This window comes from Desulfofalx alkaliphila DSM 12257, from assembly GCF_000711975.1.
Taxonomy (GTDB): domain Bacteria; phylum Bacillota; class Desulfotomaculia; order Desulfotomaculales; family Desulfohalotomaculaceae; genus Desulfofalx; species Desulfofalx alkaliphila.
This window is the reverse complement of the sequence record NZ_JONT01000004.1, coordinates 75,402-89,768: the sequence shown is the minus strand read 5'-3', so window position 1 is coordinate 89,768 and position 14,367 is coordinate 75,402. Positions and strand designations below refer to the sequence as shown.

Sequence of the window (14,367 nt, the reverse complement as noted above, 5' to 3'; positions counted from 1 at the left end):
TTAAATATACTGTAAAGTTCACGGCCTTTTACGCCAGATAAAAGCCTTGGAATGTCATTCCAAGGCTTTCACTAATACCCAGAGATAAAACTTGATATTTTTAAAGCGATTCTAACCGGCAAGGGTTTTAATTTATTCTCTAATTTCTTTTTAGCTTCTATTGCCTGATCCAACTCCTGCTGTAACAAGCGGACTGTCTTTTGTAATTGCTCACTTGTTTCCAGGGCTTCCTTCAGATCATTGGACATATCGTTGATATCCTGATAGAGTCTGCGCTCTTCATAGTCGCTGTTTTCCTTATACCGTTCTAATTTTTCTTTTAATTCTACAATTTCAGTTTGCAGCTCTGCAATACGGGTGGTATAGTGATCCTTAAGTTCCGCAATTTTTGCTTTACTTTCACGATCTTTCTCTTTATACTGCTGTAGTTTAGCAAACATTATTTCCAAACTGGACTGATTCTTTTCGTTAATCTTTTGCAAACTATGTATTTTCATATCCCTTTCCTTGGTACGGTTAACCCAAAGGCGGCATTGATGGAGTATGCTGTTAGCCTTAGCTTCAAGCTTTGCCAACTGCTCCCGGTAACGCAAAATTTCTTTCTTGCGCATGGAAAGAAGTAAATCTTTTTCTGATAACTGTGTTGCTAAATGGTGGTATTGGTCCATTATTGATACCCTTTCCGCCAGTGCCGCCGCAGCTTCCCGCTGTGCTTTAGACACCTCACTTAGTTGCCTTTCTAAATTACCAAGTTTAATCTTCCACCGTTCCCGATCATACTGCCACCTTTGTTTTTGTCGCCGTAAAATACCCAGGTAGCGCTCCATTAAAATATCATTGAAGGCATGCAATTTTTTATCATATGTATACATATTAGTATCTACTAACTCAAAGTAAGCAAACTTTTTTAAGTTTTGTTTTATTGCATCCAATGTACAAGGACGCCACTCTTTAACGGTATGATACACATCCTCTGGAGATACACCGCCTGGATGCATTTTTAACACTTTTATTATTAAATGTTTTAAAGAATATATTTCAGGCTCAATGTTCCATTGGGTTAACCCCCAATTACCATTTTCCATTTGTACAAACCTTCCATCGGTAACTAATGCAGCTTCTTCAGTAAGTTTTTGAATTTTTCTTTTTTTTGTACCTGTACCTTTGGTCACCTCACGCAATGACATGGGTTCTTTTTTTTTAATAAGTGTTTTATAAAATTTATCATTTTCCTCATTACCTTTAGATTCAAGATACCATAAACCATGGCTATCAGAGTAAAAACATGGATTTTGATTTAGACACAGGGTCACTTTCTCTATCACCTGGGTTGGAGTGTAATCCTTAAGCATTTTCAAATGTACATAGCGAGCTGTATCATTAACCGGCAACCCTTCACAAAAATACAAGGTCTTTTTTATGACATCGGTTAAGGAACTTAGATTACTGCTGGACAATTTTAATCACCTTCCTAAATCTGAATATATGTACAATTTCCATTTTTAACCTATAATTATATTCACTGGAAATAGCCATATCCCTGCTTAAACAATGTAAATTTTTTACAGATATTTCCTACAGTTTTTTACAATTTGCTTAGCCAGAATAGAGAAATAGAGCTTTGCTGCCCATTGCGGTAAAAGATGCCCCCAGGCAACAGGCCCCGCAGGCCAGATCATCCGGTAAATAAGATAAGAAATAAATTATTTGTCTTGTAATTTTAGTGACAATTGGCATATAATGAATAGTAAGTGGTAGTTTTTACAGTCCAAAGAGTAATATTTGCACCCCAGTGGAAAAAGCGTCATTATAAGTGAATTGATTCACGAAAGGGTGATGGGGGATGAGTATGGCTATTTATGATCCTGATGAGAAAACATTAAACCAAAAAGATATACAGGTTGTTAAAGGCTTAATCTTTACACCACAGGGTTCAATACATCTAGAGGGACCTGTATCGGCAAGTTATCTATCCCGTCTCACTATTAATGAAGATTTAAATAATTTCCGACCGGCAAAGCGCCAAAAGGAGTCATTAATTAAAATTACGGACATACCAAACGGAAGAGTTTTTATCGCTCGGCATAACAATGAAATTATAGGGTATGTGACTTTTCATCATCCAGACGAATATAGTCGCTGGCATAAACACCCCTGGGTTTTAGAGTTGGGTGCTATTGAAATTACAAAAAGCTGGCGAAAATATCGAGTTGCTCACCACTTACTAAAAGAAGCTATTATTAACAATGGCTTTGCAGAGGATTTTATTATCATTACAATTGAATACTGTTGGCATTGGGATTTGCGCGGTAGCAATTTAACAATGTGGGATTATCAACGAATGTTGACTAAACTTTTTAGCAGTGTGGGTCTAAGAAAGCGGGCCACCGATGATCCTGATATACTGGAGCATCCGGCCAATGTTTTGATGGTTAGAATTGGAAAAAATGTGCCAAAGGAAGCTATTCAGCGCTTTGAAGAGCTTACTTTTAGAAGTAGATATACTTAAATTAATAAGGGCGGGTTAACCCCGCCCATTTTTATTTAACCGGCCGTGTCAAGAATAAATCCTTGACCGCTAAATTAAAAATTGTAGTTGGGAGCTTCTTTAGTAATGTTTACACCGTGGGGGTGGCTTTCTTTTAACGAGGCGCCGGTTATTCGGACAAATTTAGTTTTAGTCTGTAAATCATTAATATTTTTACATCCACAATAACCCATTCCTGCCCTTAAGCCGCCCATCAACTGAAACACAGTATCAGAAAGTGTTCCCTTATAGGGTACCCTACCCTCTACTCCCTCCGGTACCAATTTCAATGCATTGTCTTGGAAATAACGATCCTTACTACCCTTTTTCATTGCTCCCAATGAGCCCATGCCGCGATAAACTTTGTAGCTGCGACCTTGATATATTTCTATTTCCCCGGGACTTTCCTCTGTGCCGGCCAATATACTACCTAGCATTACCACATTTCCTCCGGCAGCAATGGCCTTGGTAATATCTCCGGAATATTTAACTCCTCCGTCAGCTATAATTGGGATCTTATATTTTTTAGCTTCCATAGCACAGTCGTAAATTGCCGTAACTTGTGGAACCCCTACACCGGTTACCACCCTGGTGGTACATATAGAACCGGGTCCAATACCAACCTTTACCGCATCGGCACCGGCTTCTATAAGTTTTTTAGTGGCTTCTGCCGTGGCCACATTGCCCGCAATAACATCTATTTCCGGATAATTCTGTTTTATGTATTTTACTGTTTCGATAACATATTTAGAATGTCCGTGGGCAGTATCTACTACAATAACGTCAACCTTAGCCTTAACTAATGCACTCAACCGCTCTTCTGTTTCTGCGGATACTCCCACAGCAGCCGCCACCAGCAGTCGGCCTCGACTGTCCTTAGCTGAATGAGGGAACTGTCTTGCTTTTTCAATGTCTTTAATTGTAATTAAGCCTTTTAATACGTAATTATCATCGACTATGGGCAGTTTTTCTACCTTATACTGCTGCAATATATCTTGAGCTTCTACCAAGGTGGTGCCAACCGGTGCAGTTACTAGGTTGTCCTTGGTCATTACATTACCTATCGGTTGGTTATAGTCCTTAATAAATCTTAAATCCCTATTGGTCAGTATACCCACCAGTTTGCCGTCTTCTTGGGTGATGGGTACGCCGGATATGCGGTAGCGGGACATTAGGGATTCTGCATCATTAATGGTGTGTTGAGGTGACAGAAATATCGGATCCCATATTACTCCATGTTCTGAACGTTTTACCCGGTCCACCTCTAAAGCCTGCTCTTCTATAGTCATATTCTTATGAATTACACCAATCCCACCCTCCCGGGCTATGGCTATAGCCATGCGGGATTCAGTAACTGTATCCATTCCTGCACTCATTATTGGAATGTTCAATTTAATTTTTTGTGTGAGATTCACTGAGGTGTCAACGTCTCGGGGTAGCACCTCAGAAGCTGCAGGTACAAGTAAAACATCATCAAAAGTTAATCCCTCTTTTGCAAATTTATCGGGATACATGTCAACGCTCCCTTCTTTAAACTAAATCTATAATAATTTTGTATTATAACATACAATTAATATCAATTAAAGTTAAGCTGCAGTTAATTTCCATCCTACTGCCAACGTCGATAATAAAATCCACCGCTTTTATGTAATTTGCCAATTAACCATGGGGTTAGCAACCTGTTAATCATAAAACGGAAAACAGGAAACAGCAGTAATAAACCTATAAAGTCAGTTATTAGCCCAGGAACTATTAATAATATGCCGCCAATTAATAAATACAGGCCGTCAATAAGTGCCTGTGCCGGCGGCACTCCCATAGCAACATCATTTCTAATGCGTTGTAGCATATAGAAACCTTGTGTTCGTATTATAACAAGGCCTATAAGGCCCGTTAGAATAACCAGTCCGAAAGTGGGCCAAAATCCTATATAGTCGCCAAGTCTAATTAGTATTGTTATCTCAATAAACGGAACAATAATAAAAAATAATAATAAACGGCCTAACAAAACAAATCTCTCCCTTATCCTCATCTTAATATATCAAACTATAAAATAAAAAGGGCCAGGCTTGGCCCTGTAGTATTTAATCTTGACCCATAATTGATCCAATGCCTCTGGTAATAAAATGATGTCTTAGGTGGCCGATTGTTTTTTCGGTTACACCAAATTCTTGAGCCATCTCAGCATCTGTCTTATCGTTTTTTAGACCTTCAATAAAGGAATCAAAATCTATACCCACTTCTTCTGTTTTAGTAGATAAACTTGGTTCAGTGCTCCATGGTACCCTGGCTCGCAAGTACTCTTCCATAAACCACCACTCCTTTTGTATTTATTATTGATATTTTGTCCAAAGCAGTGGCAGTTATGTCTTAATATTCAATTGTCTTTAATAGGTCTGCGGTGGCGAAAACTAATAACTCTTCTGTGGCTACCACCACATCAACTTTTAAAACATATCTTCTACCTTCACTCTCAAATTCCCTTCCGTCAATAATTCTGGCGATTAAATTAAAATTTGTCCCATTAACCTCCTGCCCTTTAAAAGGTTCAAGTAGCTCTGTTATTTTCTTTTCCCCGTCAAGTTTGGCACTGGTTACTGCGTAACTGGGCATATCTTCGGTGACATTAATAACCAGTTGAGGTTTTATCTGGGCAATAATGCTTTTTCGCTGCTGCTGCTCTAATCTTCCCTTTAATTCCTCCAGGCTTTTCTGTGTGTTAATCAACTCTTCTTCTAAGGCTCTGTTTTTAGCAATTAACTTCTCGTATTGATTGCTAATGTATAAATTCATGCCCGAGGCACCTAAAAGTATTCCAATGAATATAGCCGAAATTAATCTTATTGCAGTTATATTCAATTGTTACCACCCGCTAAATACAATATTAAAAAATATCCCACCTGTGCCCCGGCAAAGCCACTCAATACATATAAAAGTTGTTTAATTACCGCTCTAAATTCCCCGTCAAATATACCGGATTCTAGAACTTCAATGGCAGTGAAAGTACCTCCAATTGCAGCAACAATGGCCCAAATTTTTATCTCACCGGCAATTCTTACCATTGTGGTGACCGGAGGTTGACGCACCATTATTGAAGAAGCAGAACCTATGAGAGCGGCGCCAAGCACCACCCCCAAAGCAGTAAAAAAAATGATGACCATCTTCTGCTCAAAGGTCATCTAACCCCCTCCCTTAGGTAATTTTTATAATAATTTATTAAGTGAGGAGGGTCTTTATGTTAAAAAAATAAGAGCTTAAAATATAAGCTCTTAAATATAAACTCTTATTTTTTTATCGGTTAATTAACTTTACAGTGCATTACCCTTTTTTCCCAGGTGCGTATGGTAATATCTTTGTCTGTTTTATTTATTACATACTGGGGCAAAATCGGTGTTTTGCCGTAACCATTGGGGGCATTAATAATATAGGTAGGCACCGCAAGTCCAGAGGTATAGCCCCTTAACTTATCAATTATTTCCAGGCCTTCATCCACTGAGGTTATAAAATGTTTTGTGCCGGTTACCTGTTTTGCATGGAATATATAATAGGGTCGAACTCTTATCTTTAATAATTGATGGTTTAATTTTTTCATTATATGCGGATTGTTATTAACACCTTTCAATAGTACAGCCTGATTTCCTAGTACTGCACCGGCTTTAATTAACATATCACAGGCTTGCTTTGCTTCTGGAGTTATTTCTCTGGGGTGATTAAATTGAGTATTTATATAAATGGGAGGGTGTTTTTCTATTATGCTACACAATTGCGGTGTAATGCGCTGTGGCATAGTAACAAGGGTCCTTGTGCCCAAACGCTTTATTTCCACATGTTCAATTTTATCCAATTCACCTAATAACCAATCTATCATACTGTCAGAGAGTAACAGTGCATCACCGCCGGTAATTAACACATCTCTTATTTCTTTATTGGCACGAATGTAGGCCAGTGATTCTTCTAACATCTTTTTGGGTTTGTGTTTGTCTACTTCACCAATGTTACGTCTTCTCTGGCAATGACGGCAATACATTGCACATTGATTGGTGACATTAATGATTAACCTATCGGGATACCTTCGTGTGATAGCCGGAGCCGGAGAAGTAAATTCCTCAGCCATGGGATCATCAACGCCACTTTTGTCGCATAACTCCTCCCTTGAAGGCACTGCCTGTAACCAAATGGGATCTTTGGTATTATATTCCATCAAACTGGCATAATAAGGCGAGATAGCCCAGCGAAACTTATTGCCAACCTTTGTAATGTCCTCCAAATCTTTTTCATCAATATCAAATATAGCAGACAGTGTCTCTATGTCTCTTATACGGTTAGCCATTTGCCATTTCCAATCATTCCACTGTTCCTCAGTGGCATTAAATAGCTTCAACAATTTTTCCTTACGTTTGTTAATATCGTGTTGCAGATCGAATCCTGTGTATATGGATTCCTTATTAATTAAATAATCACTAATTCTACCCTTCAACTCTTCTGCTCTTTTGAGGGCAATCTTGTATTTTTCTTTTTTTGTAAATTTGTTTTCATTCAATAAATTTACAGCCATTAACAAACCCCCTCTAGAATAGTGTAAAATGTTAGCCGAATAAAACAAAAAACCCAGTTCGTTTGAGAACGGGGATTTTGGGCGATTTTAACTAAGCCTTACCTTAATTAAAGGTATTGCTTTCCCCTCTCTCAAACGCTTGCGAAGTTAGCTGACGGATTCGGGTCGAAAGTAACCCTACCCATACGGGATTCACCCCAAAAATTCGGTTCCTCCGCTTCTTTAATAAAAAGAATTCAGCGGTATAGAGGAAAAATTTAATTTTAAAATTTATACCAGTTAAATTATATCATTTTTTTTATTAGCTTTCTATAGTACATACAAATTAATTTTATTAAATATCATTTATTCTCTATATTTATTACCCAGCTCTTTCGTTTAAATACTAAGTGGAAAAAGAAGGACGCTATTAAAAAAATAGCGCCGGGTATGCTGTGAAGCGCAATAATTATACAGTTTTGGTAACTATAATTAAATTTTCCGGTTGCCGGTTGGATACAGTATTGTATTTTTATTCTACCTGTGGGTAAGAGATTTTAGTTCCACAGGAATACCTGCCACAGTAAGATAAACCTTATCAGCGTACCTTGCAATGATTTGATTTGCGGCACCCGTCACATCACGAAAGGCGCGGCCTAATTTATTATCAGGTAACAAACCAAGACTTATCTCATTGGTTACAATAATAACTGTAGCCTGGCATTCTTTAGCTGTCCGAGACAATCTTTCTACCTCATTTAAAATGTAGCTTTCCTTCTTTGGCCAAGATAAACTTGGGCCGGCACTTGTTGAGTTTAGCAGTAAATTTGACAGCCAAACCGTTAAACAGTCCACCAGAATAACGTCAGCTTTTTGTCCCAGTTCACCTACAATATCTACTATTTCTAAGGTTTCTTCAATGGTATGCCAATGTTTAGGCCTTCTTGACTTCAATTGGGCGATCTTATTGGCCATCTCACTGTCTACCACAGCCGCAGTGGCTATATAAGTAACATTTTTGCCCAAGCCGGCTGCTAAGTTTTCTGCAAATTTGCTTTTCCCACTACGCGCCCCGCCGATAACAACTATAAGGTTATCTTTACCCACAGTTTTCACCACCCCAAATAATAAAAACAAAGAATTCATTCAGTTTGTTACATATGTAACAATCATTTATATTTGAGGTTTTCTATGTTTAAATACAAATTCCTTCTTTAATACAGTTATAATTGAGATAATGTTTTTAGTAGGCGCTATTTACAGTATAATAAATATATATTAGGTTTTTATTTTACGTCTAAGGGGATTATCATGTGCTGGATTAGAATTAAGCAATTTATTTCAGCAATTTGCAGCAAACTTAATGATCAAGACAGAAGCTTTATTACTAAAATATTAAATACTAAGGAACAAGACCTTTTTTATCAAATGGATATTCCTACACAAAGACATTGCCTTAACGTGTCTTATCACTGCCTGGCTATGTTAGAAAAAAGCCCCAAGATTAAGGGGCCGGTATTAATCAAAGCAGCATTATTACACGATTGCGGCAAAAAAAAAGGAGAAGTAAAAACATGGCATCGTGTCGTAATCGTACTAACACGACGCCTGGCTCCTAAATTAGCATATAAATTAACCAAGTATGGCGAGAAGGGTGAGTTGGGTTCGCTGGGGAGGGCTTTTTTTATTCAGCAGACACATGATGTCAGAGGTGCCCAATTTGCCCAGTCAATTGGTGTAAACGACCAGGTGGTATATTTAATCCGCAATCACCATTGCAAGATAAGAAATGCTTCAAAAGAATTAATAATTTTACAAGAGGCAGACAGCAAATATTAGTTAAAAATATAACCCCGGAGTTAACCCGGGGTATAGAAATCGGCTGTTTTAATTTGAATTTGACAATTTAGATTGCAGCTCTGCAATTAGCAGGTTTTGGTTAAGCAGTCTTTTGGCGTATCGATAATTACTTTTATGCAATTTTTTATTTTCTCTTTCTAATTTTTCCATTAAGCTATTCTTTTCACGTTCTATCTTTTCAATTAAATTCATCAATACCCTGCGGCTTAGTCTTAACTGCTCAACCTTATCCTCCAATTCTTGTACCTTGTTCTGCAGGTAAATAATATACTCACTTTTGCTTATTTCTTCTTTGCTTTGAAGGTAGATATTGTGTTCTACCACAAAATCACCGTCCCTGTAAAAGCATTATTTGTAGTATATGCATACAGGGGTATAAATAGACATTAGCTAATTAACACAGTTTTCTTGGTGGCTAAATCCATAAATTATAGCTAAAATTTTTCTTTGATTCTGTTAATGCTCTCTATCAACAGCTCTTCTTCTTGCACCAAAGCAATACGCACATAACCTTCTCCCTGCTGGCCAAAGGCAATGCCCGGAATTACTAACACCCCTGTTTTCTCCAGCAAATCAATTGCAAATTCACGGGATGATTTGTAGCCAAAGGGCAGTGGTGCCCACAAAAACATAGATGCCTTCGGTCTGGGGATTTCCCAGCCCAATTCTGACAGCCCATCAACTAACACATCCCTTCGCTGCTGATAAATACGAGCATTTTCAACCACCGAATCTTGTGGGCCATTAAGTGCTGCAATGGCACCCTCTTGTACCACGCTAAATACCCCATAATCGATGTTTGACTTAACCAGGGCCAGGGCTTCTATTACACTTTGGTTTCCCACAACAAAACCACAGCGACATCCGGCCATATTGTAGGTTTTGGATAGCGAGTGAAATTCTACCCCCACATCCTTGGCACCGGGAACTTGTAAGAAGCTAACCGGTTTGTATCCATCGTAGGCCAGCTCCGAATAGGCCGCATCATGACAAACCAATATATCATACTCCTTGGCAAAATCCACAACTTTTTCAAAAAAGCCTAGGTCTGCCACCGCTGCAACAGGGTTGTTAGGATAATTTAGCCACATTAACTTTGCTGCCTTGGCAATATCCGGTGGGATATCACTTAGTTTTGGCAAATAATTATTTTCAGCCAGCAGAGGCATAGGGTAGATTTTTCCCTGGGTCAACAATATGCTGGCAGAGTAAATGGGATACCCGGGGTCTGGGACCAGGGCAATATCATCGGGGTTGATATAGGCAAGGGAAATATGACCTAAACCATCCTGTGAGCCCATCAGAATCAGCACTTCATTGTCGGGATCCAGATGTACGCCAAACCTTTTAGCATACCAATTTGCCACAGCCCTATGAAGCTCTGGTTTGCCGGTAATTGGATAAGTAAAGTTTCCTGGTTTATCCATAGCCTGTTTCATTGTTTCGATAACATGTGGCGCCGGGTTGCGATCAGGACTGCCAATACCTAAGTTGATTACTTTAATATTTCTCGATTCCACCTCTTGTTTTCTTCTGGTCATTTCGCTAAAAATAGCTGAATCTAAAGCCTTAATCCTTTTTGCCCTTTGCATTCTTTACCTCCGTTATTTTAGTAATTCTTTTATGCGTCTCACCGACTCCATAGGAGCTGTAACTGACCCCAAACAATTACATGAATGGTGCTTTGCACCATGATAATCTGAGCCACCTGTGGGGATCAAGCCTTTCTCCTGACACTGTTTTAAATAATACTGTCTCTGTATTGGACTGTGATGGGGGTGCCATACTTCCAAGCCCTTTAACCCATGCTCAATTAACTCGGGTAATATATAACCGCACTCACCTGTACCCGGGTGGGCCAAAACCGGCACTCCACCGGCCCTAGATATCAACTTGATGGCATCCACAGGGGATATCTTTTTTCGGGGCACATAGGCTGAACATCCACGCCCAATATACTTTTTAAAAGCAGTCTCCCGGTTAGGTATAAAACCTTTTTCCACCAGTGCATCTGCAATATGCGGTCTTCCCAATGAACCTTCCCCTGCCAACTCTTGCACTCTTTCCCATTTAATATTTAGCCCTAAACCAGATAGCTTGTCTATGATTTTTTGTGCCCTTATCAAACGATAGTCACGCATCTCATCCAGTACAGCAAGTAATTCAGGATGATTCGGTTGTTTAAAATATCCAAGCACATGTATTTCATTTTCCCCGTAGAAACAACTGATTTCTACACCGGCCAGTACTTCTATTCCCTTTCCCCTGGCTTCTATACGGGCAAGGTTTACACCGTCTACAATGTCATGATCGGTAATAGCGATATATTGCAATCCCAATTCCAGTGCCCGATTAACAACTTGCTCAGGGGTATCTGAACCGTCGGATATTGTTGTATGTATATGTAGATCGGCAGCCATTTCAGCATCGCCTCCGTTTAGGTTGGCTTACTTTTGTCACTTCATCAAAGACCCGCATAAAGTTCCCACCTAAAATTTTACCTATATCTGATTCTTTATAACCTCTTTTTAACAATCCAGAGGTAATGTTAGGTAAGTCAGCACAGCAGCGTACTTCAATAATTGTTGTGTCCACCCCGTCAAAATCACTGCCTAAACCGATGTAATCTACACCTACTAAATCCGCTATATGGTCAAAATGATCAAGAAATTTCTCAAGATTGGCCTGTCCTTCCCCGTCAATAAAATCCGGCACTAGGGTTAAGCCCACCACACCATTGCCCTTGGCAATTGCTTTAATCTGTTCATCAGTCAAGTTTCTGGGGTGCTTGCACAATGCATAGCAATTGGAATGTGTGGCCACCACCGGTTGTTCAGTGACCTTAATAACATCCCAAAAACCGGCTTCCGAAAGGTGTGAAACATCAATTAACATTCCCAGTCTATTCATCTCTTTTATTACCTGCACACCAAATTTTGTCAGCCCCCCGTTGGTCCTCCGTTCACCAACCCCATCGGCAATACTGTTGCGCCCGTTCCAGGTAAGAGTAAGGCAGCGCACACCCAGGCGGTGATAAATTGAAAGCATGTGTAATTTCCCGCCCAGGGCTTCGCCCCCTTCTATGGCTAATACAGCCGCTATTTTACCATCTTCTACTGCCCCTATTATATCATTTCTATTTGTAGCTAATTTAATAGGATTGTAACTATTTTCACATTCCTTATAAAAAAAATCAATCAATTCAAGTGCCCGTTCTATTCCACGCCCTTCTCCATAGTCAGGGGAAATAAATATAGCAAAAAATTGAACATTAACTCCACCCTTTGCCAACCGCTGCAAATCGACCTGGCCTTTGGTGGAATACTCTCCTAACTTTCTGTTTTGCGGCTGGAGTACTGTTAAGGTATCACAATGGGCATCCACAACCAATAACTTTTTATGTAATGAAAGATAATCCATTTTATTCCCCCTAATTTAATATGAATTCCACTTAAAAAGCATTACCTTTGGCTAAGAAAAAACCTGTTCATGTTTGCACACGAACAGGTTAATTGACTAAATAAGTGCTTATCGAGGTTCTACAATCAACTTGATTGCTGTTCTTTCTTCACCGTCAATAATAATGTCTGTAAAAGCAGGAATGCAGATCAGGTCTACCCCGCTGGGTGCAACAAAACCTCTTGCGATCGCTACTGCTTTAACTGCTTGATTTAATGCCCCGGCGCCAATAGCCTGCATTTCTGCACATCCATTTTCCCTTAATACTCCGGCCAGAGCTCCGGCTACAGAATTTGGGTTAGATTTTGCTGAAACTTTTAATACTTCCATGTTGTGTAAACCTCCTCAAGTATAATACTGTAAGGATAGTACTGTATCGCTTACCCCTAATATGTATTTATATTCTTGATATTAAAAAAAATTCCTTCATATTTAACTTAAATATTTTAATCTTATGTTTTTAAATTATTCAAAATTAAAAACACGCATTATATCAGTGGCCCGCAGTGTATATTCATCTATACTAATTACCACTGCATTAAACTGATAGTCGGTATTGGCCACCTCAAACCGTTGGGGCAAACCGGTTTTAAACTTACGCAGAATTATATCTGTTCTAACACCAATAACTGAGTTTCGCGGACCTGTCATACCTAAATCAGTTATATATGCGGTGCCCCCTGGCAGTATTCTCTCATCAGCAGTTTGCACATGGGTGTGGGTGCCCACAAGGGCAGTTACCCTACCATCCAGGTACCATCCCATGGCCACTTTTTCAGAGGTGGCTTCAGCATGAAAATCCACCAATATTAAGTCTGCCCTATCACCAATTTCTTCAATAAGTTGGTCAGCTTTACGAAAAGGGCAATCAACCTCCGGCATAAATACTCTGCCCACTAAATTAATTACCGCAATTCTAACACCCTTATTAACAGTATAGATATTATACCCATTACCCGGGGCGCCCGGCGGATAGTTTGCCGGTCTAATAATACGACTTTCTTTAGGAAGGTATTCATATATCTCTTTTTTATTCCATACATGGTTTCCCATGGTCAGCATATCTACACCATATGAGAACAGTTCATTGGCAACGGTTTTTGTTATACCGTTTCCCCCAGCTGCATTCTCACCATTTGCTATGACAAAGTTAATACCCAGCTCAACCTTTAAGCTGGGCAGACAATCCTTAACAGCCCGGCGTCCTGCCCGGCCAACAACATCCCCGATCATTAAAACTCGCAAACTTTAAGTCCTCCCAATTATTTGTTAAACACCAGCACACGTCCCTCTTCACGAAAGGCAAAAAGGGGCTTTTCTTCATTGCAATACCTTACATTTTCTAACATTGCTTCGATAAGTTCTTCATGCATATATAAATCTTCTTCATCACCTATGTTTTCTATTATTATATTAGTTTTAACAGATTGCTGCAAACATTGAACTATTAAGGATATTTCCTCCAAATTTAATGAGTCCGTATCCCGCTCAATATTTATAACGGTATAATCATCTTTTATATTATAATCTATAAGTACAACCCTAGCCTTTTTACCCTCTAACATATGATAAGTATCTATACTGCTTTGCAGTAATTTTATAATGTTTTTAGGTTCTTTTGAACTATAATTAAAAATAAAATTAAACCTCAGGGTCCCTTTCTGGGGTTCAAAGTTAATTGTTGAAACTTGAGGGTACCTTACTAAGATTGATATTAATAAGTTTACTCCATCTGTTAGGCCTTTATTTCTTCCTCTGTAATGATAATCCATTGTGACACCACCTACAATAATCATGAGCGAATATATATAATTAATTAACTATTCTTTTTATACATTGGATTTCCTGCTTTATTCGATGCCTTTCTACATTTTAAAATATTCCATTTTTACATCAGGTATTGAATAATTATTAACAGTACCAATTCTTTAAGCGCTGTCGGTTTTAAACAGGGCAAATAACAACGGCCCCTTCAGGGGCCGTTACA

Annotated in this window: 17 protein-coding genes and 1 riboswitch; of the genes, 2 read left to right on the top strand and 15 right to left on the bottom strand. The window is 38.9% G+C overall.

Annotated features, from left to right (window positions below):
- Positions 1-71: 71 nt before the first annotated feature.
- Entirely contained in the window at positions 72-1,352 is a 1,281-nt protein-coding gene (locus BR02_RS0104270; protein WP_238442397.1) for a coiled-coil domain-containing protein, read from the bottom strand.
- Between the two features lie 497 nt (positions 1,353-1,849).
- On the opposite strand from BR02_RS0104270, the gene BR02_RS0104265 reads away from it, so the two are divergent.
- Entirely contained in the window at positions 1,850-2,509 is a 660-nt protein-coding gene (locus BR02_RS0104265) for a GNAT family N-acetyltransferase (RefSeq protein ID WP_337999117.1), read from the top strand.
- A 74-nt stretch (positions 2,510-2,583) separates the two neighbouring features.
- On the opposite strand, the gene guaB is transcribed toward BR02_RS0104265, so the two are convergent.
- The 7 genes from guaB to cobU form a co-directional block, all read right to left on the bottom strand.
- A complete protein-coding gene (gene guaB, locus BR02_RS0104260; RefSeq protein WP_031514527.1) occupies positions 2,584-4,041 on the bottom strand; it encodes an IMP dehydrogenase in 1,458 nt (485 codons plus the stop codon).
- A gap of 95 nt (positions 4,042-4,136) precedes the next feature.
- A complete protein-coding gene (locus BR02_RS0104255; protein ID WP_084170929.1) occupies positions 4,137-4,559 on the bottom strand; it encodes an FxsA family protein in 423 nt (140 codons plus the stop codon).
- A gap of 52 nt (positions 4,560-4,611) precedes the next feature.
- Complete coding sequence (locus BR02_RS0104250) at positions 4,612-4,836, bottom strand: histidine kinase (protein WP_031514523.1); 225 nt, start codon at positions 4,834-4,836, stop codon at positions 4,612-4,614.
- A gap of 61 nt (positions 4,837-4,897) precedes the next feature.
- Positions 4,898-5,386 (bottom strand): hypothetical protein, encoded by a 489-nt coding sequence (locus BR02_RS0104245; RefSeq protein ID WP_031514521.1) that lies wholly within the window; start codon positions 5,384-5,386, stop codon positions 4,898-4,900.
- Positions 5,383-5,706, bottom strand: a complete 324-nt coding sequence (locus BR02_RS0104240) for a YtrH family sporulation protein (RefSeq protein WP_031514519.1) — start codon at positions 5,704-5,706, stop codon at positions 5,383-5,385. The genes BR02_RS0104245 and BR02_RS0104240 overlap by 4 nt, the downstream gene beginning before the upstream one ends.
- A gap of 119 nt (positions 5,707-5,825) precedes the next feature.
- The gene (gene eam / locus BR02_RS0104235; RefSeq protein ID WP_031514517.1) at positions 5,826-7,082 is read right to left on the bottom strand and encodes a glutamate 2,3-aminomutase; all 1,257 of its coding nucleotides are present in this window, start codon (positions 7,080-7,082) and stop codon (positions 5,826-5,828) included.
- 121 nt (positions 7,083-7,203) lie between these two features.
- Positions 7,204-7,334: riboswitch (cyclic di-AMP (ydaO/yuaA leader) on the bottom strand.
- Positions 7,335-7,598: 264 nt separating this feature from the next.
- Entirely contained in the window at positions 7,599-8,168 is a 570-nt protein-coding gene (gene cobU, locus BR02_RS0104230; protein WP_031514515.1) for a bifunctional adenosylcobinamide kinase/adenosylcobinamide-phosphate guanylyltransferase, read from the bottom strand.
- 204 nt (positions 8,169-8,372) lie between these two features.
- Between cobU and BR02_RS0104225 the strand changes: the two genes are divergently transcribed.
- Positions 8,373-8,900: an HD domain-containing protein gene (locus tag BR02_RS0104225; protein ID WP_031514513.1), complete on the top strand. Its 528-nt coding sequence runs from the start codon at positions 8,373-8,375 to the stop codon at positions 8,898-8,900.
- Positions 8,901-8,948: 48 nt separating this feature from the next.
- Here BR02_RS0104225 and BR02_RS0104220 read toward each other — a convergent pair whose 3' ends face one another.
- The 7 genes from BR02_RS0104220 to BR02_RS0104190 all read right to left on the bottom strand — a co-directional run bounded on the left by BR02_RS0104220 (position 8,949) and on the right by BR02_RS0104190 (position 14,152).
- Positions 8,949-9,245 carry a translation initiation factor 2 gene (locus tag BR02_RS0104220; protein ID WP_420795379.1) on the bottom strand — a complete coding sequence of 99 codons (297 nt, stop codon included), beginning with the start codon at positions 9,243-9,245 and terminating at the stop codon, positions 8,949-8,951.
- Positions 9,246-9,355: 110 nt separating this feature from the next.
- Entirely contained in the window at positions 9,356-10,513 is a 1,158-nt protein-coding gene (locus BR02_RS0104215) for an LL-diaminopimelate aminotransferase (RefSeq protein ID WP_031514509.1), read from the bottom strand.
- Between the two features lie 12 nt (positions 10,514-10,525).
- Positions 10,526-11,341 carry a PHP domain-containing protein gene (locus BR02_RS0104210; protein WP_031514507.1) on the bottom strand — a complete coding sequence of 272 codons (816 nt, stop codon included), beginning with the start codon at positions 11,339-11,341 and terminating at the stop codon, positions 10,526-10,528.
- Position 11,342: 1 nt separating this feature from the next.
- Entirely contained in the window at positions 11,343-12,341 is a 999-nt protein-coding gene (locus BR02_RS0104205) for a dipeptidase (protein ID WP_034638814.1), read from the bottom strand.
- A 108-nt stretch (positions 12,342-12,449) separates the two neighbouring features.
- Positions 12,450-12,710, bottom strand: coding sequence for a stage V sporulation protein S (locus BR02_RS0104200; RefSeq protein WP_031514504.1), 261 nt, complete (start codon positions 12,708-12,710; stop codon positions 12,450-12,452).
- 135 nt (positions 12,711-12,845) lie between these two features.
- The gene (locus BR02_RS0104195) at positions 12,846-13,625 is read right to left on the bottom strand and encodes a TIGR00282 family metallophosphoesterase (protein WP_031514502.1); all 780 of its coding nucleotides are present in this window, start codon (positions 13,623-13,625) and stop codon (positions 12,846-12,848) included.
- Between the two features lie 17 nt (positions 13,626-13,642).
- Positions 13,643-14,152, bottom strand: coding sequence for a hypothetical protein (locus tag BR02_RS0104190; protein ID WP_031514500.1), 510 nt, complete (start codon positions 14,150-14,152; stop codon positions 13,643-13,645).
- Between the last annotated feature and the right edge of the window lie 215 nt (positions 14,153-14,367).